Annotated in this window: 19 protein-coding genes; 13 read left to right on the forward strand and 6 right to left on the reverse strand. The window is 53.4% G+C overall.

Annotation, left to right across the window (positions count from 1 at the left end; all coding sequences use genetic code 11):
* Window positions 1-51: 51 nt before the first annotated feature.
* A complete protein-coding gene (locus BN3772_RS19155) occupies window positions 52-1,584 on the reverse strand; it encodes a sensor histidine kinase (RefSeq protein ID WP_042201458.1) in 1,533 nt (510 codons plus the stop codon).
* Entirely contained in the window at window positions 1,581-2,267 is a 687-nt protein-coding gene (locus BN3772_RS19160; RefSeq protein ID WP_042172580.1) for a response regulator transcription factor, read from the reverse strand. Before BN3772_RS19160 ends, BN3772_RS19155 begins: the two co-directional genes overlap by 4 nt.
* Before the next feature lie 443 nt (window positions 2,268-2,710).
* Between BN3772_RS19160 and BN3772_RS19165 the strand changes: the two genes are divergently transcribed.
* From BN3772_RS19165 to BN3772_RS19175, 3 genes are all read left to right on the forward strand, one after another.
* Entirely contained in the window at window positions 2,711-3,874 is a 1,164-nt protein-coding gene (locus BN3772_RS19165) for a glucose-1-phosphate adenylyltransferase (protein ID WP_042201460.1), read from the forward strand.
* A 21-nt stretch (window positions 3,875-3,895) separates the two neighbouring features.
* Window positions 3,896-4,999, forward strand: coding sequence for a glucose-1-phosphate adenylyltransferase subunit GlgD (glgD, locus tag BN3772_RS19170; RefSeq protein WP_042201461.1), 1,104 nt, complete (start codon window positions 3,896-3,898; stop codon window positions 4,997-4,999).
* 106 nt (window positions 5,000-5,105) lie between these two features.
* Window positions 5,106-7,535, forward strand: a complete 2,430-nt coding sequence (locus BN3772_RS19175; protein ID WP_042201462.1) for a glycogen/starch/alpha-glucan phosphorylase — start codon at window positions 5,106-5,108, stop codon at window positions 7,533-7,535.
* A gap of 82 nt (window positions 7,536-7,617) precedes the next feature.
* Here the strand turns inward: BN3772_RS19175 and BN3772_RS19180 are convergent, their stop codons facing one another.
* The gene (locus BN3772_RS19180; RefSeq protein WP_042172585.1) at window positions 7,618-8,097 is read right to left on the reverse strand and encodes a GAF domain-containing protein; all 480 of its coding nucleotides are present in this window, start codon (window positions 8,095-8,097) and stop codon (window positions 7,618-7,620) included.
* A 208-nt stretch (window positions 8,098-8,305) separates the two neighbouring features.
* Here BN3772_RS19180 and BN3772_RS19185 point away from each other — a divergent pair, with 208 nt between their 5' ends.
* The 3 genes from BN3772_RS19185 (at window position 8,306) to BN3772_RS19195 (ending at window position 10,847) form a co-directional block, all read left to right on the forward strand.
* Complete coding sequence (locus BN3772_RS19185; protein WP_042172587.1) at window positions 8,306-8,608, forward strand: hypothetical protein; 303 nt, start codon at window positions 8,306-8,308, stop codon at window positions 8,606-8,608.
* 161 nt (window positions 8,609-8,769) lie between these two features.
* Window positions 8,770-9,324 (forward strand): GNAT family N-acetyltransferase, encoded by a 555-nt coding sequence (locus BN3772_RS19190; protein ID WP_042201463.1) that lies wholly within the window; start codon window positions 8,770-8,772, stop codon window positions 9,322-9,324.
* A 17-nt stretch (window positions 9,325-9,341) separates the two neighbouring features.
* On the forward strand, window positions 9,342-10,847 hold the full coding sequence (locus BN3772_RS19195; RefSeq protein ID WP_042201464.1) for an MDR family MFS transporter: 1,506 nt from the start codon (window positions 9,342-9,344) through the stop codon (window positions 10,845-10,847).
* Between the two features lie 103 nt (window positions 10,848-10,950).
* On the opposite strand, the gene BN3772_RS19200 is transcribed toward BN3772_RS19195, so the two are convergent.
* On the reverse strand, window positions 10,951-11,418 hold the full coding sequence (locus BN3772_RS19200) for a MarR family winged helix-turn-helix transcriptional regulator (protein ID WP_042172592.1): 468 nt from the start codon (window positions 11,416-11,418) through the stop codon (window positions 10,951-10,953).
* 381 nt (window positions 11,419-11,799) lie between these two features.
* Here BN3772_RS19200 and BN3772_RS19205 point away from each other — a divergent pair, with 381 nt between their 5' ends.
* The gene (locus BN3772_RS19205; RefSeq protein WP_042201465.1) at window positions 11,800-12,531 is read left to right on the forward strand and encodes an ABC transporter ATP-binding protein; all 732 of its coding nucleotides are present in this window, start codon (window positions 11,800-11,802) and stop codon (window positions 12,529-12,531) included.
* Window positions 12,510-13,826, forward strand: a complete 1,317-nt coding sequence (locus BN3772_RS19210) for an ABC transporter permease (protein WP_157643624.1) — start codon at window positions 12,510-12,512, stop codon at window positions 13,824-13,826. Before BN3772_RS19205 ends, BN3772_RS19210 begins: the two co-directional genes overlap by 22 nt.
* A 74-nt stretch (window positions 13,827-13,900) precedes the next feature.
* On the opposite strand, the gene BN3772_RS19215 is transcribed toward BN3772_RS19210, so the two are convergent.
* Complete coding sequence (locus BN3772_RS19215) at window positions 13,901-15,163, reverse strand: BaiN/RdsA family NAD(P)/FAD-dependent oxidoreductase (protein ID WP_042201467.1); 1,263 nt, start codon at window positions 15,161-15,163, stop codon at window positions 13,901-13,903.
* A 186-nt stretch (window positions 15,164-15,349) separates the two neighbouring features.
* Here BN3772_RS19215 and BN3772_RS19220 point away from each other — a divergent pair, with 186 nt between their 5' ends.
* From BN3772_RS19220 to nadE, 3 genes are all read left to right on the forward strand, one after another.
* A complete protein-coding gene (locus BN3772_RS19220; RefSeq protein WP_052380592.1) occupies window positions 15,350-17,023 on the forward strand; it encodes a two-component system sensor histidine kinase NtrB in 1,674 nt (557 codons plus the stop codon).
* 119 nt (window positions 17,024-17,142) lie between these two features.
* The gene (locus BN3772_RS19225) at window positions 17,143-17,577 is read left to right on the forward strand and encodes a BrxA/BrxB family bacilliredoxin (RefSeq protein ID WP_042201468.1); all 435 of its coding nucleotides are present in this window, start codon (window positions 17,143-17,145) and stop codon (window positions 17,575-17,577) included.
* 99 nt (window positions 17,578-17,676) lie between these two features.
* The gene (gene nadE / locus BN3772_RS19230; RefSeq protein WP_042201469.1) at window positions 17,677-18,486 is read left to right on the forward strand and encodes an ammonia-dependent NAD(+) synthetase; all 810 of its coding nucleotides are present in this window, start codon (window positions 17,677-17,679) and stop codon (window positions 18,484-18,486) included.
* An 80-nt stretch (window positions 18,487-18,566) separates the two neighbouring features.
* Here the strand turns inward: nadE and BN3772_RS19235 are convergent, their stop codons facing one another.
* A complete protein-coding gene (locus BN3772_RS19235; protein WP_042201470.1) occupies window positions 18,567-19,400 on the reverse strand; it encodes an alpha/beta hydrolase family protein in 834 nt (277 codons plus the stop codon).
* 195 nt (window positions 19,401-19,595) lie between these two features.
* Here BN3772_RS19235 and acpS point away from each other — a divergent pair, with 195 nt between their 5' ends.
* The gene (acpS, locus tag BN3772_RS19240) at window positions 19,596-19,988 is read left to right on the forward strand and encodes a holo-ACP synthase (RefSeq protein WP_042201472.1); all 393 of its coding nucleotides are present in this window, start codon (window positions 19,596-19,598) and stop codon (window positions 19,986-19,988) included.
* 114 nt (window positions 19,989-20,102) lie between these two features.
* A complete protein-coding gene (mutY, locus tag BN3772_RS19245) occupies window positions 20,103-21,350 on the forward strand; it encodes an A/G-specific adenine glycosylase (protein WP_042201474.1) in 1,248 nt (415 codons plus the stop codon).
* The last annotated feature ends 52 nt before the right edge of the window (window positions 21,351-21,402 follow it).

The raw sequence follows: 21,402 nt of genomic DNA on the forward strand, positions 1-21,402 counted from the left end.
GAAAATGATGTAGTGCTTACTATTATAACGTTAATTACAGCTTATAAGCTACTAATCTGCCAGACAGGGGAGCGTAATCCTGAAGAAGGTTCCCTTACCGGGCGTACTCTCTGCATGGATGGCTCCGCCATGTGCCTCAACAAGCGACTTGGTAATGGATAATCCCAGGCCCGATCCGCCGTATTTGCGTGTGCGCGATGAATCGCTGCGGTAAAAGCGGTCAAAGACATGAGGCAGCTGCTCGGCTGAAATTCCTGAGCCGTTATCGCTCACTGTAAGCTCTGCCTCCGTATTTCTTGCATGGAGAGAGAGAAGAATGGCGCCTTTTTCGCTATCCGTATGCTGCACGGCATTATGGAACAGATTGAGAATAACCTGCTTGATTTTGTCAGGATCAGCCATCCCGCGGATGCCGCAGGCAATATCAAAGGTTACCTTGCGGCTGCCGGCAAGCACCAGCAGCTGGGGCTGCATTTCCCCGATAATCCCGTCAAGCAGAAGCTCTTTAACTCTAAGCTGGGGCGCCCCGTCCATCCGGGCCAGCAGCAGCAGGTCCTCCACCAGCTTGTTGATCCGTTTAGATTCACCATGCATGCTGTTCAGCGCATTATAGAGCTGTTCTTTATTGTCCGCTGCTCCGCGCAGCAGCACTTCCAGGAAGCCGTGGATGGAGGTGAGCGGTGTCCGCAGCTCATGGGAGGCATCGGCGGCAAAACGCCGCATCTGCTCCTTGGCTTCACGCTCACTGCGGAAGGAGACCTCCAGCCGTTCCAGCATTCCGTTGAACGAATGGGAAAGCTTATCAATTTCTGTCTGCCCCTGATCTACAGGAAAGCGCACATCCAGATTGCCGGCATCAATACGCTGGGCGGCTTCACCCATATTAGATAACGGTACCAGTGTCTTGCGCAGTGCAGGCAGATAGAGGAACAGGCCCGCCAGCAGGGCGACTACCGCCAGTGCGGCGAAAATCAGCAGCTGCTGCACGATTACATCCCTGAGCGGACCCGTCCCGACACTCATCTGCAGCAAAATTTTATTGCTGCCGGGCCGGCCCAGATCCATGAACACTGCAAGATGCTGGCTGCCGTCCGAGGCCGTGATGAGCCTGTAGCTTCCGGTCGCCTTCTCCGTCGTATGGGTTAGCAGCTCATTATATTGCTCATTAGTCAGCTGCGGAGCGGCAGAATCAGAGAGCGTATCCTGCTGCAAATCGGTAAAGGTGCCGTCTGAGCTGTATGCGGCAATGGTCGTATGCGCATCCAGCAGCAGCGGGCGCCCTCCCTCGCCGTTGCGCTGGCTTGACGGGCTGTTTCCCGGCAGGCTGCCGCTGCCGCCGCCAAAAGGATTCGAGAAATCACCGGAGATAAGCCGGTAAAAAAAATCCCGCGGCACAGACCGCAGCTGGGCCTCCATTGATTCCGCCCTGTTGCTGTAGATGAAGTTGCGCATCAGCACGTATTGCAGGACTCCGATGAGCAGCAGGAGGCCGGAGAGAATAAGCAGGGAGGTTGCCAGCAGCTGCTTGCGCAGGGAGCGCGGTGAGCGGAGCCGGCGGAAGAATCCGGACATGACTCTTCTCATAACAGGTCTACCCGGTAACCTGCTCCGCGCAGGGTACGGATAATCCGGTGCTCCTTATCACCCAGCTTCTCGCGGAGGGAACGGATATAGACTTCAACGATATTTTCTTCACCGCCAAAGTCATAGCCCCATACCTTGTCCAGAATCATCGGCTTGCTCAGCACCAGGCCGTGGTTGATTACCAGATACTGCAGCAGCTCATATTCGGTCGGGGACAGCTCCAGCACCTCGTCCCTGAACCGGAGTTCCTTGCGTCTGCTGTCGATCCGGAACGGGCCGCAGCGTACCTCGCCGAGCAGGCCGGGGAACTGGTTCCGCAGCCGGGCCTGTATCCGGGCCAGCAGCTCATCGAAGCTGAACGGCTTGATCATGTAGTCATCCGCTCCGATAGACAGGCCTTTTACCCGGTCATCGACTTCGTCCTTGGCCGTAAGCATAATAACGGCGATTTCCGCCTCTTCCGAGCGCAGGTAGCGGCATACTTCAAATCCGTCCATTCCGGGCATCATAACATCAAGAATAGCCACATGCGGTTTAAAGTCTGCCGCTGCAGCGATGGCACTTGCCCCGTCAGGTGCGGTTTTTACTTCAAAGCCTTCATTGGTTAAGCCCAGTTCCAGAAACTGGAGTATATGAGGCTCGTCATCAACGAGCAAAAGGCGTACGCCTTGGGCAGCTTTCATGGTTAATTCCTCCGTTTACGTATAGAGATGGCTATATTATGACACATCAGGTTGAACGTTTGCTGAATATATCGCACAAAACGATTCGCAAATGCAGTTCATGGTTAATCATTATGGTTAATTTATATATACATGCTGTAAATGTCAGGATTGAAAGAAAATAGCGGAAAAATTAACTTTTGCTGGTCATATAAAAGGGTTTTGACGACGGGCCTAGAACACTTTACAATAAGGATACCACCGGATGATTAGCAGTTTTGTTATCATTCTGGCAGTGTGATACATATCCTTGTGTTTCCCCCGTTTGTCATCTTATCAAATTTCCTTTTCTGGCACATTTCTTTTCATTTTCTTCTTTTAATGCACACTTCTTTTTGGAATCAGATGTACCCAAACCTCATTTATTTCATGTTTTATTACCCATATGTCAAGGAGGCTCTTCCATGAAGAAAAAAGAAATGGTAGCTATGCTATTGGCGGGAGGCCAAGGGAAAAGGCTGAAGGGATTGACCAAATCACTTGCCAAGCCCGCTGTGTATTTTGGAGGAACCTACCGGATAATTGATTTTCCCCTGAGCAACTGCTCAAATTCGGGAATTGATACGGTTGGCGTGCTGACGCAATATGAGCCGCTGGTTCTGCATTCATACATTGGAGTAGGCAGTGACTGGGATTTGAACCGTAAGGATGGCGGTGTATTCGTATTGCCGCCGCATGAACGGGAAAACGGAAGCAGCTGGTACCGCGGAACGGCTGATGCGATCTACCGGAATCTGAAATTTGTAGACCAGTTCGATCCCGAGCATGTACTTATTTTGTCGGGTGACCATATTTACAAAATGGATTACAACGCCATGCTGCAGTATCACAAGACAAGAAATGCGGACTGCACGATCTCCGTTATTGACGTTCCTCTGGAGGAGGCCAGCCGTTTTGGCATTCTTAATACCGAGGAAGACCTCAAAATCTACGAGTTTGATGAAAAACCTGCCAAACCGAAGAGCACGCTGGCTTCGATGGGTGTATATATTTTTAAATGGGATGTTCTGCGCAAACATCTGCTGGAGGACGGCGAGAAGCCGGAATCCTCACATGATTTCGGGAAAGATATCATTCCGCTGATGCTGGAGGACGGCAACTCCCTGTATGCTTATCCTTTTGAAGGATACTGGAGAGACGTAGGTACGGTAACCAGCCTCTGGGAAGCCAACATGGACCTGCTGAGCGATCATCCGCCGCTGAATCTGAATGATCCGAACTGGCGTATCTTTACCCGCAACCCTAACCAGCCTGCACAATATGTGGCCCCGGAAGCCAAAGTGTCCAGCTGCATTATTAATGAGGGCTGCATTGTGCGCGGGGAAGTGAAGCATTCTGTGCTGTTCTACGGTGTGGAGGTGGGCGAAGGCAGCGTCATTACGGACTCTGTTATTATGCCCAAGGTGAAGATCGGGAAGAACGTACGTATTCATAAAGCTATCATCAGCGAAAATACGGTTATCGAGGATTATATGGAGATCGGCAATGACCGGGAGAATGAGGATGAGATTCTGCTGATCGACAATCGTAGCAAAAAACGCAAATCAGTTGCAGCCAAAACCATATAAATACAGAGGACGGTGACCGCGATGAAAGAGCTTATGGGCGTAATTAATCTTGATCATGAACTGGACAAATTGAACGAATTAACCTATTTCCGCTGCGGGGCGGCCGTGCCTTTTGCCAGCCGTTACCGGCTGATTGATTTCGTTCTGTCCAATATGATGAGAGCGGAGCTGGAGAGTGTCGGGCTGTTCGTCCGCCGCAAATACCGTTCACTGATGGACCATCTAGGAGACGGCAAGTCCTGGGATATGAACCGCAAGCATGGGGGGCTGTTCATTCTGCCTCCTGACTGGAACGATCCGACGGATACCTCAATCGGGGACCTCCAGCATTACCATAACAATCTTGATTTTTTCAAAAGAGCATCGGCTAAATACATCGTTTTCTCGGGAAGCCAGCATATTAACACCGTTGATCTGCAGGATGTCTTCCAGTACCATCTGGAAAAAGGAGCTGACGTCACGCTTGTCTACAAAGCAATTGACCAGCTTCAGCCTGAGCATGATGCCTGCCTGCGGGTTGAATTGAACGATGACAGCTTCGTTACTGAGATTCATCAGGAGAAGCATCATCCCAATGTGTATCTGGATATTTTTATCATGGAAAAGAAGTTATTCCTTGAGCAGGTGGAATACTGCATTGCACACGGGGAGAGCTTTTTCTTCCGTGATGTGATTCAGAAGAACCGGGCCAACTTCAAAATTGCCGGATATGAGTATACGGGCTATCATGCCGTTATCAATTCACTGGAGAGCTATTATAAGAATAGCCTTGAGCTTCTTAAGCAGGAGAATTATCTTGGTTTGTTTAAGGAAAATCCGGTACAGACCAAGATTAAATATGAAGCCCCCACCCGTTATCTGGACAGCGCGAACGTAACCAATTCCCTGGTGGCCAACGGCTGCATCATCGGCGGAACCGTTGAGAACAGCGTGATTTTCCGGGGCGTGCAGATCCGTGAGGGGGCAAGAATCGTCAATTCCGTCATTATGCAGAAATGTGTGATTGAAGCGAATGCGGTCATTGAGAATGTTATTATGGATAAAGACGTACATCTCAGCAAGGACAGGATACTCGTCGGGGATAGCAAACGTCCGTTTGTCATCGCCAAGAGCAGCAAAATTTAACCCCAGGATCAGCCGGGCTGTGTGCTACAGCAGCCCGGCTGGTCCTGACTTTCCATAGAGGCCATGTATCTTATACAAATACACATCCGACTGGAGGAACCTGCTGTTGTTTAACAACAAAGAAAGCTTCAAGAAAGTATTCCGTGAGACATTGATCAGTAAGCTTGGCAAGCCGCTGGAAGAAGCATCGAATGGTGACGTGTACAAGATTCTCGGTAACATGATCCGTGAGAATGCAGGGATGAATTGGGCAGAGACCAATCAGAAATACAAGGTTAGCCAGCAGAAGCAGGTCTATTACTTCTCAATGGAATTTTTGATCGGACGCCTGCTGGGCAATAATCTGCTCAATATGGGTGATCTGGAGGTAGTGCGGGACGGGCTTGAAGAGCTGGGCTTCAATCTGCGTGATGTGGAGGAGGAAGAAGCGGATGCAGGACTTGGCAACGGCGGCCTCGGCCGGCTGGCTGCCTGCTTCCTTGATTCACTTGCCTCCCTCCAGTATGCAGGCCACGGCTGCGGCATCCGTTATAAATACGGTTTGTTTGAGCAGAAGATTGTCGACGGCTATCAGGTAGAGCTGCCTGACTACTGGCTGCAGAACGATAATGTGTGGGAGGTGCGCCGGGAAGATAAGCAGGTTGAGGTCCATTTCTGGGGCCGGATCGAAACCCGTGAGGAGAACGGCGAGCTGAAGTTTGAGCACAAGGATTATGAGGCCGTACGTGCGGTCCCTTATGATGTACCGGTTATAGGCGCTGACCGCAAGCATGTTAATACACTGCGTAACTGGAGCGCTGAATCGATTACTCCGGCATCCCGGATGTCAGGATCACTTGCCGGATCGGATTATCACAAATTCCTGGAATACAAACGCTCGGTGGAATCCATTTCCGAATTCCTGTATCCCGATGATTCACAGTACGAGGGCAAGCTCCTCCGCCTGAAGCAGCAGTACTTCCTGTGCAGTGCCGGTGTTCAAAGTATTATGCGTACCTTCAGCAAGACCGGAGCACCGATTGAAGCGCTCCCGGACAAAGTGGCGCTTCATATCAATGATACGCACCCGACCCTGCTGATTCCCGAGCTGATGCGGATTCTGATGGATGTGCACGGCCTCGGCTGGAACACGGCCTGGGATATGACAACCCGCATGGTTTCGTATACGAATCATACGATTCTCAGCGAAGCGCTTGAGAAATGGCCGATGAATATGGTCAAGGAGCTGCTGCCACGGATTTACCTGATTATTGAGGAGATCAATGCCCGGTTCTGCGGTGAGCTGATGAGCAAATACCCGGGCGACCAGAACCGGATTAACCAGATGGCGATCATTCATGATGATCAGGTGCGTATGGCGAACCTTGCGATTGTAGCCAGCCACAGTGTTAACGGGGTAGCCGCACTGCATACTGAAATTTTGCAGAAGCGTGAAATGCGCCTGTTCAATGAGATGTATCCGCACCGGTTCAATAACAAAACGAATGGCATTACACACCGCCGCTGGCTGATGCACGCCAATCCTGAGCTGACCCGTCTGATCAATGATTCAATCGGTACACGCTGGATTCATCAGCCGCAGGAGATGATCGGGCTGATTAAATATAGTGAGGATGCCTCCTTCCAGGAGCAGGTAGCGGCCATCAAACGGCGCAATAAGCTGCGGCTGGCCGAGTACATCACGAAGAAGCACGGGGTTCAGGTTGACCCGGATTCAATCTTCGACGTGCAGGTCAAACGGCTGCATGCCTACAAGCGCCAGCTGCTGAATATTCTGCATATTATGCACCTGTATAACCAGCTGAAGGATAACCCGTCCATGGATATGGTACCGCGTACCTTTATTTTCGGGGCGAAGGCGGCGCCGAGCTATCATCTGGCGAAGCGGATCATCAAGCTGATTAACACGGTAGCAGACGTAGTGAACAATGACCCGGATATTAAGGGGAAGATCCGCATCTTCTTCCTGGAGAACTATTCGGTCTCACTGGCTGAGAAGATTATTCCGGCCGCTGATGTCAGTGAACAGATCTCTACAGCAAGTAAGGAAGCCTCCGGTACCGGGAATATGAAGTTTATGATGAACGGTGCACTGACTATCGGTACGATGGACGGGGCAAACGTGGAGATGCATGAAATGGTCGGTGACAACAATATGTTCCTGTTCGGTCTGCGGGCGGAGCAGGTAATGGATTATCATCAGTTCGGCGGCTATCATTCCCGCGATATCTATTACGGTGACGGGCGTGTTAAGGAAGTGCTGGATCAGCTGGTGACCCCCGGACCGGTCTGCTGCAACACCCAGGAATTTGATACATTGTATCAGTCGCTGATTGATAATAATGATGAATTCTTTGTGCTTAAGGATTTTGCAGGCTATGTAGAGACTCACGTCAAAATTGACCTTGCCTACCGCAATCAGCGTGAATGGCTGAAGAAGTCGATCGTCAATATCGGCCATTCCGGCAAATTCTCCAGCGATAATACGATTAGCCGCTATGCGGCTGAAATCTGGAGAATCAATCCGGTCAGATAATTAGCATTTCCGGGTACAAAAGAGGCCGCCGCAGATCAGGGAGTTACCTGAATCTGCGGCGGCCTTATCTGTGCTGCACCGTCTACATTACTTCGGTAATCATGGCCGCAAAACGCTCCAGAAAACGCCGCTCCTCGTCATCGAAGCGGTGCTTGAGCGGACTGTCAATATCAAGCACTCCCAGCAGCCGGTCTTCCTTGACAAGAGGAACCACAATCTCACTGTTCGATGCGGCATCGCAGGCGATATGGCCCGGGAAGGCATGAACATCGTCTACTACAAGAGTCCGGCGCTCAGAAGCAGAGGTGCCGCAGACCCCGCGGCCCAGCGGAATACGAATACAGGCCGGAAGCCCCTGGAAAGGTCCAAGGACAAGCTCTTTACCGTCGAATAAGTAGAATCCGGTCCAGTTCGTATCCGGCATCGAATATTTTAGCAGCGCAGAAGCATTTGCCAGATTGGCAACCACACTCGGTTCTCCGTCAATCAGTGCTGCAAGCTGTGACAGCACAGCTTCAAACCGTTCGCTGCGTGTCCCGTCATAGGGCATTGCCTGAAACATGAAGCATCACCTTCCTGTACCTTAAATCAGTAATGAAATATAACTGTAATTAAGAACATAGTACACGTATACTCGCCCCGTCAAGCATTACCGTAATTTTGCATTGCTCACAATAGGCACCTTATCTGGAACAGCAACCGTGTTTCCGCTTCCTCCTGTCAGGGTAATGCATTATATATCACAGGCTCTTGGCCGGAAGGAGTAGAATATGCGCGCCGATGTACAGAACTTGTTCATAGGAATTCATATGCTTTATATCGCACATGAGAAGGACCTAACATTATCAGATACTTTGCCCGAACTTGAGAAGCTGGGATACCGGGTGGCGGAACGCGAGGTGAAGCAGGAACTGGAGCGGCTCACTCAGGAAAACTTTCTTACAGCCCATGGCGATGCGTTCAGTATCACTGGTACAGGCATAGAAGAGTTCAAGGATATCCAGGTGAAGCTTCAGGTATTGTGCTCTGAGGTGCTCACTCCTGCCCAGGCAGCAGCGAAGGCTTCAGGCTAATTCCGGTTTTTGGCTAACTAAAGCAATGAACGCGTCAGTATCAGGATGGAATCATACCTGGTGCAGGCGCTTTTTTTATTGGCGGCGTGCCTGCCGGAAATGATAAGGAGCATTCCTGACATTTGATGTATACTTAATAGAAATGAAGGGGGACGAGGCAGGTGTACAAAAGCGCCGGGATCATACCGACACTGTACGGGGCAAGAGTCAGCCTGCGTCCGCTCTCAGCTGCTCACGCAGCGGCGCTGTATGAGATATGGACACATCCGGCAGTCGGCCTGTGGCTGGATGCCCCGCCGCTGGCCTCAGCCGCTGATGCTGAGCAGCTGATTGAGCTGCTGCTGCAGATGTCCCGGGAGGAAGAGAGCCTGCGCTGGAGCATTGTTCTTCCGGGCGGAGAGATTATCGGCAGCTGCGGTTTTAATCAATGGCAGCTGGCGGGGGCTTACCGGGGGGAGCTGGGGTGTGAGCTGTCTCCTTCCTGCTGGGGGCAGGGATATATGCGGGAGGCACTCGCGCTCCTGCTGGAATTCGGCTTCGTCACAATGGGGCTGAACCGGATTGAGGCTTTGTGCCATCCTGACAATCTCCGGGCAGCGGGGCTGTTCCGCGCGCTGGGCTTCTCAGAAGAAGGGATCATGCGGCAGTACCGGCACACGGCCTCCGGTTTTCAGGATACGGCGCTGTTTGCCCTGCTGCGCAGTGACAGAACATAGAGAGGATATGAATTTCATTGAATACACCAGGAGAAACAGAGCGCAAGCTTATTTTAACAGGGGTACTGCTGGCCACTTTTTTGGCTGCCATAGAGGGGACTGTTACAGGGCCGGCGGGACCGGCGATCGTCGGTGATTTTCAGGGCATCCAGTGGCTGAGCTGGATTTTTACCGCTTATCTGCTGACGATGGCTGTGACTACGCCGATCTTCGGCAAGCTGAGTGACCTGATCGGCCGCAAACCGGTATTCATGGGCGGAGCGGTTGTCTTTCTGCTGGGCTCTTTGCTGTGCGGTCTTTCACAGAGCATGGGGCAGCTGATCCTGTTCCGGGCTATTCAAGGGATTGGGGCTGGAGCACTGATTCCCATGACCTTTACCATTATCGGTGATATTTATAGCATTAAAGAACGGGCCAAGACACAGGGGCTGCTGAGCTCAGTATGGGGAATATCCTCCCTCGCCGGACCGCTGCTTGGCGGCTATGTGGTCGATTATCTGAGCTGGCGGTGGGTATTTGTGTTTAACCTGCCGTTTGGCCTGCTGTCGATTCTGTTTATTGCCCGTTACCTGAAGGAAGAGAAGGTAAGACGGGCGGCGAAGATTGATGTAGCCGGGGTACTGCTGTTCGCGGCAGGTGTAGGTGCTCTGCTGTTCGGCCTTACGGCCGGCGGGCAGAATCTGGCCTGGACCTCTCCGCTGCTGCTTGGTCTGCTGGGAACCGCGGTTATTCTGCTGGTGATATTCCTGTTCGTAGAACGGCGTGCACCGGAGCCGATGCTGCCGCTGTCGCTGTTCTCTATCCGTAACATTGCTGTATCCACTGGTGCTAATCTGCTCGTCAGTACATTGATTATCGGTTTGTCCACCTATGTGCCGCTGTGGGTACAGGGCGTATTCGGCGGGAGTGCAGCGCTCTCCGGCCTGCTGCTGGCTCCGATGTCCGTAGGCTGGACAATCGGCTCCATCGCCGGCGGCCGCTTGATTCTCCGTGCCGGAGCGCGCCGGACAGGCATGCTGGGACTATCCCTGATTACCGCAGGTGCGGTTGGACTTATATTTATGACGTCCGCTTCTTCACAGCTGCTGCTCCTGTGCCTGATGCTGTTCTGCGGTGTGGGCTTCGGCTATGCCTCTACCGTGTTTACGATTATCGCCCAGTCATCGGTTACGCATCAACAGCGCGGCGCCTCAACGGCGCTGAATACGTTCACCCGCTCACTCGGCCAGACAGTCGGAGTGGCGCTGTTCGGGTCCTGGCTTAACCTCAGCATTAACCGCCAGCTGGCGGATCAGACCGGTGCGGTCAGCGGGGCGGATATTAATAAGCTGCTGAACCCGCACGGCGGCAGCACCCTGAGCGGGGATGCCTGGAGCAGCCTGCACGGGGCACTGGAGGGCGGTCTGCACTCCCTGTTCATTGTAATGGCCGTATTTGCCGTCCTGTCCCTGATTATTTCTTCAGGCCTGCGCAGCGGCGTGCCTTCACTGGGGGAAGAAACAACGAAGCTGAAGGAAGCATGACAAAACGGCTGCATCCGTCCGTCAGGACAGTGCAGCCGTTTCTCTAAGGTTATAGGCATACTTAAATAGTGAATTGATTCACAATATCTGATTTGCCTATAGGTTATTTGCGGGGCAGCGGTGATAGCTTCTCGGCCTGCAGGCCCATCTTCTTGAGCAGAACAATCATTTGTTCCTTCTCTTCATCATTCAGTCCGCTGAAAGCCAGGTGCAGACGTTCCGAGTACTTTGGATACATCTCGCTCATCAGCTGTTCGCCTTCAGTAGTCAGCTCAGCAAAAATCACACGGCGGTCGTTGGCGCAAGGCTTGCGCTGCAGGTATCCGCGTTCCTCAAGCTTGTCAATTACGTAAGTGACGTTCCCGCTCTGCAGCAGCAGCTTGGCTCCGATCTGCTGGATCGGCTGAGGCCCCTTATAATACAGAACCTCCATAACAGCAAAGGCTGTCGGATTGAAGCCCTCAATCTTGCTTCCGGTAACGGCATGCTCATTGATGCTCTTGAACGACTTGGCAAAAACCCGGTACAAGTGCAGTGTTAATTGGGTATCGCGTTCATAGGATTGTATCATGCTTCTCCACCTCTATTGTTATCGTTAATCGTACAGGTTGCCCCGTACGTAAGGAATCATTGCTCCGTTTGCAGTCATCCGTCTGCAAGTGAAATTTAAGATACCCTTACAATACGTCAAACAATAGATCAAGAACATGTGATTTGTCACAATGAGCACACTTTTAATTATTAAAAATCAAACAATTTTTTGACGGTGACACTTTTTTGGGCAAAAGAGTGTCATTTTCGCGATTTGTCCCCGGCAGGAGCGGATGTCTGGCACCGGACGGCAGCCCTCAAGTAATATTTGATGTGTCTCTGCCGTTGTACGTATAATGGTAGAAAGCCCGGAATACTTCCGGGATAACGTTGTATTTAATATTAGGAGATGGAGCGCGGTATGGAAGAGTTACAAGAGATTGGGGAAGAGCGGGAGATCGTCCTGGATGTAGATATCGAGGAGGCCGGCTACGAGGCGGGGGATAAACGGATTTCCGATATTTTCTTTCAGGTCCGCCGGGGGGAGCTGCTTGGTCTGATCGGCCCGAACGGTGCCGGTAAAAGCACGACGATCAAGACACTGCTTGGCCTGCTCAAGCACGCTAAAGCCAAAGTGACGATCGGCGGGGAGAATAAATCATATGCTTATGTCCCTGAGCAGCCGGTGTTCTATGAGGATCTGACACTCTGGGAGCATCTGGATCTGGCTGCTGCGGCCTACGGCCTGCCGTATGAGCAGTTTGAACCGGCAGCAGAGAAGCTGCTGGTACAGTTCGGAATGGGCCATGTGCGCGATGATCTTCCGGCAGGCTTCTCCAAAGGCATGAAGCAAAAGATGATGCTGATGCTGGGCTTTCTTGTTCAGCCTGACGTATATATCGTGGACGAGCCGTTTATCGGGCTGGACCCCCGGGCAACCAAGGATTTCCTGCGGCTGCTTGAGGCGGAGCGCCAGCGGGGAGCAGGGGTGCTTATGTCTACGCATGTTCTGGATACGGCTGAGAAAATCTGCGACAGCTTTGTACTGATCTCCGGCGGCGAAATAGCGGCATCAGGGACGCTGGAGGAAATCCGCGGCATTGCAGAGCTGCCGGAGGGGTCGTTGTTTGATTGCTTCGACGAGTTGACATGAGGGGGCAGGAGCGTAAGGCTGCTAAGGCTCAGGGGGGCTATTCGGCAGGTGCCGGCTACGCTTTCCCTACCGGGCGGCGGCTGTTCCGGCGGCGGCTGTTCTCACATTGGCGCGAGCAGACAGCCATTATCCGGACGGCAGTGGACTGGACAGTCCTGCTCTACTTAATTATCCCTGGCGGCCTGCTCGGCGGCCGTTTCTATTACGGCTTCTGGTCAGGAGAGATGCCTGGCTGGGTGTCAGTAATTCCATTCCTGTTCATTCTGCTTGTGCTGGCAATCCTGCTGCTGACCGGCGGAATGGTCCTGCTGCTGCAGGAAGGCGATCTGCTGTTCCTCAGACAGCGGCAGAACTGGATAGGAAGTATCCTGCTGCGCGGAACAATCTACAGCCTGACCGTGACTGCGCTCAAAATAGCCGCTGTGTATACCGTTCTGCTGCCCTTCATCATCCGCGGCTACGGTCTCAGCCCGGCATCAGCCGGAGCGCTGCTGCTGCTGAGTGTCGCTGCCGGCTGGAGCATCAAGCTGCTGGGGCATATCGTCAGGGTGCAGCGTCAGGGCTTACGCCGCTGGCTGTGGCTGCTTCCGGCTGTTACGGTGCCGTCCGGGCTGTATGTATGGCTGGCTTCGCAGTGGCAGAACAGCCCTCTGCTGCTGCTGGCTGCCGCCGCCGTATATGCAGGAGTAACCGCCTGGGCTCTACGTTACCGTCTCCGGCTGCGGGGAACCTTTCTCAGCGATGTGCGTGAAGACTATAAGCAGCGGATGAGAATCGCCGGCCTGCTGCTGCGCGGCGTACTGGATAAACCGCGTCCTACCAGGTACAAGCCATGGATCTTCCGCAGGTCGCAGCCGCTGCTGTCCTCAAAACGCCCGGAGGGCCGCTTCGCTGCGGCGGGGTTGAAGGCACTTGTCCGCAATCCTGCTCATCTGAAGCTGTACTTATCGTTCACAGGCGTATCCATGACGGCACTCCTTATTTCGCCGGCCTTTTTAAAGTGGATCCTGTTAGCTGTTCTGGCGCTTTTAATGTGCTACTGGCTAAGCTCCTTCTGGCTGCTCTTTGCCGGAGATGATTACATCGGCATTTTGCCTTTCAGCAAAGTGCAGAAGGCTGAGGCCGGGGCGAAGGCTATGCAGATCATGGCTGTTCCCTATACGGTATTATGCTCAGCGGCAGTATGTATTCCGCTGTACGGCTGGTGGGGGCTGCTGCTGTTTGCACCGCTTGGCTACGGCATCGGAACATTCATCGCCCGGATTTACACGACTATCCGCCTGACGGAGCATTAAGATTCCTGATGAAAAAGCGTTGCCCCCGCACATCCGGGGGCAACGCTTTTTGGCTTCCATAGAGAAGAAATCCTTTATTCAGGCCGTGAAGCGGCATTTTCCCCGGCCATATAGCCTGTAGAGAAGGCTGCTGTAATATTATAGCCTCCGGTATAGCCGTGAATATCAAGAATCTCCCCGCAGAAATAGAGTCCCTCCATCAGCTTCGACTGCATTGTTTTGGGATCAACCTCCTTGAGGTTAATGCCTCCGCCTGTAACAAAGGCTTCCTCAATCGATAAAGTGCCGTACACTCTGATTGGAAAACGCTTGATCAGCTGGGCGAACTGCTGCCAGTCCTGCTTAGGAATGTTATCGTAGGTAAGCGTCTCGGGCAGGCCCGCTTTCTGCAGCAGGATCGGAATAATCCGTTCGGGCAGATAGCCCTTCAGCACATTTTTGACCGATTTTTTGGATTCCTGCTCTGCAAGCTTCAGAGTCTCGCTGTATACCTCTTCCCTGCTCTTGCCAGGCAAAAAATCGATCGAGACTTCAATGTTGCCGGTGCCGAACTGTTTCAGCGCCTTAACGACAAACTGGCTGCAGCGCAGGGCAATCGGTCCGGAAATACCGAAATGGGTGAACAGCATGTCCCCCTGATGCTCAATAAGCTTCTTGCCTTTGGGATTCCACACGGAAAGGGACACCTCTCTTAAGGAAAGACCCTGCAATTCTTTGCTCTGAATAAAAGGTTCATTGGAGGTAAGCGGTACCTCGGTCGGGAAAAGCTCCGTAATGGTGTGGCCGGCCTGCTCAGCCCAAGGATAGCCGTCCCCGGTTGAGCCGGTCTGAGGTACGGATTTGCCGCCGGACGCAACGATGACACTGCGGGCCTTGATAATCTCGCCGCTGTGCAGACGGACCCCTTCCACCCTATCCTCCTTATACAGGAGCTCACGCACCGGGGCATGCAGCCGGATCTCGACTCCCTGACCGCGTACCTGTTTGACCAGGGTGTCCACCACCGTTTTTGCTTTGTCGCTGACCGGAAACATCCGTCCGTTGTCCTCTTCCTTCAGCCGGATGCCCAGATTCTCGAAGAATGCGATGATATCCTTATTATTGAACTGGGAAAAAGCGCTGTACAGAAAACGGCCGTTCCCCGGAATATACTTGATCAGCTCATCGATCTCTTTGTTATTGGTTACATTACATCTGCCGCCCCCGGAGATCCCCAGCTTCCGCCCGAGCTTATCCCCTTTTTCCAGCAAAAGCACTTTACCGCCCTTGCTGCTTGCGGCAATACCGGCCATCAGCCCGGCGGAGCCTCCGCCGATTATAATCACATCGTATCTCATTTAGTTAACTCCCAAACTGTTTAATTGCTTTAATTTTACCATGCCCGCCGGTTTGATGCAGCGCCTTGTTCCAGGGGGGAATGTCGTTGTAAGAAAACCCGGGCTATGCTTTAATCTAAATGGGAAAGGGTATTTTGTCTAACTCAGGGAGTGATTGCAATTAATGAGGAAATAAAGGATATTCTATTGCAGATATCGGCAGCCTGCTCCTTTTTATTTTTGTTTCAATGGTGGCTGGACAAGGGGCACATAACCCGCAGAAACCAGCGTCTCCCGGATGATCTGTCCTTTCTTGTAATCGGCTGTGCACTCAGCATTGCCGCCTGCACGATCCTGTCATCCACCCTGGCCGGAGGGGTCTATTTAAATATGGCGGTGCTGCCCGCTTTCATCGGAATCCTGTACGCCTCTTTCCGTCCGGGGCTGAGTCTTTGCGCTTACTTTCTGCTCTGCACGGTTTTATTCTCAGAGCCGCCGGGGCTGAGTGCCATCATTATTAATTCCGGTATCCTGCTCTATCCGCTGCTGTTCGGGTTAGCGCGTCCGTTTAAGCAGGCGAAGTGGATGGAGAAGGTTATGCTGCTGTCTGCGGTACTGTTCCCGTACATGTTTTTTGTTGTCATGCTGCCCAATATGAGGACAATCCGGGAGGCGCAGACCGTAAGCACTGAAGTTGCGCTCCTTACGTTATACCTGTTCATCACAGTGCTGAGCGGCGGCCTGCTGGTCTTTTTGATCGAAACGGCATGGGATAAGGTTCTGGTTAAAGAGAAAATGGAGGGCCTATCGGAGCGGTTTATGTGGGAATCCAAAAAATTGGAGCAGGTCACCGATATCGTCCAGCTTAATATAATGTCCATGAATGAACGCGGGTATATCACAGAGCTTAATGAATTCATGCTGAAGCTGATCCACCGGCATTACCCTGACTATACAAGGGAAAAAATTCTTTCCAGGCCGGCTGCGGTGCTGTTCGCTGACATTGTAGACAAGCAGACCTTTACGCAGCTGAAGGCTGTTTTTTGTAACAAGCAGCGCTCCAACGCCAAGATCACCTGCGAGCAATACACCTATCAGATATATACAGCCCCGGTTCAGCAGGGATCGGGCTCCCCGGACGGGGTGGTTATGATTGTCCAGGACATTACGGAGGAGGAGAAAATCCGGACGGAGCTGGACCATGTGGAACGTCTGACGCTGGTAGGCCAGATGGCAGCCGGCATCACGCATGAGATTCGTAATCCGATGGCGGTAGTCCGCGGCTTTCTGCAGCTGATGCGTGAGAAAAGCCCGGGAGAGCTTGATTCCTACTACCAGATTGTCATGGACGAGCTAGACCGGGCCAACGGAATCATCAATGATTTTCTGTCTCTGGCCCAGAGCCGGGTCTCCGATAAAGAGATGGTCCAGCTTCACCATATAATAGAAGAACTGTCTCCGCTGCTCTGGGCAGATGCCAATCTGCGCGGCCAGAGCGTGGAGCTGAACAGATGTCCTGCGCTGCCGCTGCTGAAGCTGAATGTCCGGGAGATCAAGCAGCTTATCCTGAACCTGTCCCGTAACGCGATGGAGGCGATGGATGCCAAAGGTATACTCACACTGGAAACCCGGGTTAACGGCTGTACTGTTGAGCTGACAATCAAGGATACCGGCAGCGGAATCGCCCAGGATAAGCTTGCCGACCTGTTTACTCCCTTTTTTACTACCAAGAGCCAGGGGACGGGCCTCGGGCTGCCGCTGTGCTTAAGTATCGTCGAGCGTCATAACGGGACCATCAGGGTAGATTCGGCACTGGGGGAAGGGTCTGCTTTTACAATAGCCATACCCTATGAAGCCCCTGAAGAAAACCTTGCAGGGTGAGGGAGAGTCCGCCGGCATTCCTTGCTTTCACAGGGTATGTATGTATAATAAAGTTAGTGATTGCTGCGGTTATGCAGCCCAATTCAACCGCTGTAAAAGGCAAAGGAGAGTGCTTGAGAATGTCCATGTCATTTAATCAATATATGCGTGATTCAATTCAGCCTATGCGCGACGATCTAACCGGTATCGGGTTCCAGGAACTGCTGACTCCGGAAGAAGTAGAGGCTGCCCTTCTATCTTCAAAGGGTACCGCGCTTGTTGTTGTTAATTCCGTCTGCGGCTGTGCAGCCGGCCAGTGCCGGCCCGGCGTAGCTCAGGCTCTGCAGAACGAGCTGCTCCCGGATCACCTGTTTACGGTGTTCGCAGGCCAGGAGAAGGAAGCAACTGCCAAAGCACGCGAATACTTTGCCCCATATCCGCCTTCTTCACCTTCCATCGCCTTGATGAAGGACGGAGAGCTCGTACATTTCATTGAACGTCATGGTGTTGAGGACCGTTCGGCAAGTGAAATTGCTGCTGAGCTGAAAGAAGTATTTGACCGTTATTGCCAGTAAATTACGGGTAATGGTTCAGAGGAATCTCGCGGCAGCCGAAGCCCGGCTCTGCGGGATTTTTTTTCGAATAGAAGGAGTTGCAGAAACGGAGGAATGGTGATGAGCCTGCAAGAAGAGATTATTGCTGCCCTTGGTGTCAAGCCGGCCATTGATGTGGAAGCAGAGGTGCGCAAACGGGTGGATTTCTTGAAAGCTTATATCCGCCAGGCCGGCGCACAGGGTCTGCTGATTGCGATTAGCGGCGGCGTTGACAGCGCTGTGGCAGCAGGGCTATGCAAACGGGCAACGGACGAGCTGTCTGCCGGGGAAGGGAAGGAATATATTACACTTGGTGTGTTCCAGCCCTATGGTGAACAGGAGGATATTGAGCACAGCTATGCGGTAGTGGAGGCTTTCGGGCTTACCCATAAGGTCGAGACCAATATCGAGGAGGCTGTTAATGAGATTGCGCTCGAAGTGGAGCACAGCATTAAGGCGCTGGGACAGCACCGCCACATCACGCATCAGGGCAAAGGGAATGTGAAGGCCAGAACGCGGATGGTGATGCAGTACGCGCTTGCTTTTGAGAATAACCTGCTGGTAGTGGGGACGGATCATGCCTCTGAGGCGATTACCGGCTTCTATACCAAGTGGGGGGACGGTGCGGTTGATATTACGCCGCTGAGCACGCTTAACAAACGTCAGGTCCGCCAGCTTGCCGTCTATCTGGGAGTGCCGGATGAGATTGTGACCAAGGCGCCGACAGCGGGTCTGTGGCCAGGTCAAACGGATGAAACCGAGCTTGGCTTAACGTATGATGAGAACAGTGACTATCTGGAAGGTAAACCGGTCAGTCCGGAGGCTGCAGAGAAGCTGGAGCGTTATTACAAGAGAACAGCGCATAAACGCAATGTTATCCCGGGGATCTAGCAGAGGGTAAGAATTCATTTGGTCAGAAAAAACCGCCGGAGTGTACTAGTACCGTCTCTCCGGCGGTTTTGCTGTGCAGTTTAAAGAGGGCTGCGACGGCTCTCCAGTGTCTCATGGATGAAGGCGTCAGAAGCGATGATGGCCTGCTCCAGCTGCGGGGTTGTCCCGGCAAAGGGATGAACCGTGCAAAAGGTATGGTCTCCGCCTTCAATCTGGACCCAGCGGATATCGGGACGGAGCCCGGTTAGCTGCTCAGAGCCCTTCCGCAGCCGTGCGCTGTCTTCCGTTCCCTGAATCAGGATGGCAGGGAAGCGGGCAGATTTCATCCGTTCAAGAATATTATAACGTTCGGCCTGGCGTTCCAGATCTTCAAGAATTACAGCATCCAGCGGCATCTGCTGGCCGGTACGGCCGTTAAGCACATGGCTGCGGCCTGCCGTTCTCATCTCGTGCTTCTGCTCCTCCGTGAACAGATCAAGGTCGGTGATCCCGTTCCAGGAGATGACTCCGGCAATTTCATCCGGGTGGTCCAGCGCATACAGCAGACTGTCCCCGGCTCCGCGGCTGTGTCCCAGCAGGAACAGGGGGAGCGCCCCAAATTTATGATGCTGGCTGAGATAGGAGAGCAGGATCTCCAGATCCCTGATTTCCCTGCTGTAAGTATTGCGGGCGAACTTCTCCAGCTCGGTGAAATTCTGCGGGTCCTCACCGATTCCGCTGTGGGAGAAGTTAAAAGAGATGACTTCATGGTCACGGCTCAGCTCGGCGGCGAGGTAGGGGAACATTCCCCAATCCTTGAATCCTTTATAGCCGTGTGCAATGACTATCAGGCTCGTGGCTTTGGTGCGGGCCGGGAAATGGGAGCAGCGCAGCACGGCATCCTCACCAGCGGGCAATTGGAAGTTACGGTTCATCGGGTGAATCCCCTCTCTTTGGTTCAGAGATAATATGACAGATAATAAATCCCGGACTATAATGATTCCAGAATACCAAGAATGTATATGAAGATAATACCATTAATAAAGCGTTCATTGAAAGACAGCAGATAGAAGACCGGGGTTTGCAAACGAAGCATTACCTGACGGTACTTTTATAAGGAGTGTGGAATTGTGATTTATGGAATCGGACATGATGTGCTGGAGATCCGGCGCATGAAGGATATATTATCTAAGGAATCCGGCAGCAAATTCATCAGGCGTATCCTCACTCCGTCTGAGCTTGAGCTGGCAGACGGACGGGCAGGCAGACTGCCTGAATTCGTCTCGGGCCGGTTTGCTGCGAAGGAGGCGGTGGTTAAGGCGCTGGGCTGCGGAATCGGCAGCATAGCGGGCTTTCAGGATATTGAGATTCTGCCGGGTGCCTCCGGCAAACCGTCCGTGACACTATCAGAGCAGGCCTGGTTCAGGCTGGGGCTGAACGGGGAAGAGCATATTATTCATCTTACGATAACCCACAGCCAGGAGCTGGCTTCAACCTTTGCGGTTGTGGAGCGGCGAGGCTGAGACGGGCTGCGCTGGATGGGATCGCAGTGAGAGAACTGCGGTCAGGATAAGAGAACGTTAAGTGCTGCAGGGCACTTCCCTGAGGAAGAGAATTTACAGGCAAGGAGCAAAAGCATGACAACGGATAAACAACAAGAGCAGGAGCAGCAGGTTAAGTTGTTTTTTAGTACAAATCTGCTGGAGTGGTATAAGGTGCAGAAGCGGGATCTGCCGTGGCGGCGCCACCGTAATCCGTATTATATCTGGATATCGGAGATTATGCTGCAGCAGACAAGAGTGGATACGGTCATTCCATATTTCAACCGGTTCATAGAGCGGTTTCCGACGGTAGAGTCACTTGCGGATGCGCCGGAGGAGGATGTGCTGAAATGCTGGGAGGGGCTGGGCTACTATTCACGTGCTCGGAACCTGCAGCATGCGGCAAGGCAGGTCAAGGACCAGTACGGCGGGGAGGTCCCTAACGACCGCGATGCTGTCTTCAGCCTGAAGGGTGTCGGCCCCTATACGGCTGGTGCGATCCTCAGCATCGCCTTCAACCGGCCTGAACCGGCGGTGGACGGCAATGTGATGCGGGTGTTATCCCGCTATTTCCTGCTGGAGGATGACATCGCCAAGGTGCCCACCCGGGTGAAGATGGAGCGTCTGGCGGCTGAGCTGATCCCGGAGGGGGAGGCTTCACATTTCAATCAGGCGCTGATGGAGCTGGGCGCGCTGATCTGCACGCCGAAATCACCGCGCTGCCTCATCTGCCCGGTGATGGAGCACTGCGCGGCGCGCCTGGCGGGCTGCGAGACGTCGCTGCCCGTCAAGACCAAGGCCAAGCCGCCGCGTCCGGAGGAGCGGCTGGCGGCCCTCATCACCGGCAGCGGCGAGCATGCCGGTAAGGTGCTGATCCGGCAGCGGCCACAGAGCGGGCTGTTAGCCCGCATGTGGGAGCTGCCGCACTGGCCTGCGCCGCCTGCTGCGGGCGGCGGCACCGGGGCGCTGCTGCCGGAAGCGGCAGCGCTGGACCGGCTGCGCCGGTCCCTGCGTCAGGCCGGGATCTTCGCCCGGCCTGAGGGGCACTGGACGGCTGCGGAGCATACGTTCAGCCATATTGTGTGGACCCTGCAGGTGTACATCTGCAGGGAAGAGGACGCCCTTGCTCTGCCGCTGGCGGCAGAAGCGCGGGCGTCCTCTGGGACGGCGGCGGCTGAGCCGGCCGCCGGGCTGCTGCCGGCGGAGCCCTTCGCGGATGGGGACCATCCGGAGGACGCCGGCGCGGTGCGCTGGATCCGCCGTTCGGACATGGCGGACTACGCCTTCCCGAACGTCTTTCTCAAGCTGCTCAACAGCTACTTCGATGAGGCGGAGAAGGAGTAGCTGTAGCTGCACCGCAAGAAACAGCCTTGCCGGTAATACGGCAAGGCTGTTT

Origin of the sequence: Paenibacillus camerounensis, from assembly GCF_000723885.1 — a bacterium.
In the GTDB taxonomy this organism is placed as follows: Bacteria; Bacillota; Bacilli; order Paenibacillales; family Paenibacillaceae; genus Paenibacillus_AQ; species Paenibacillus_AQ camerounensis.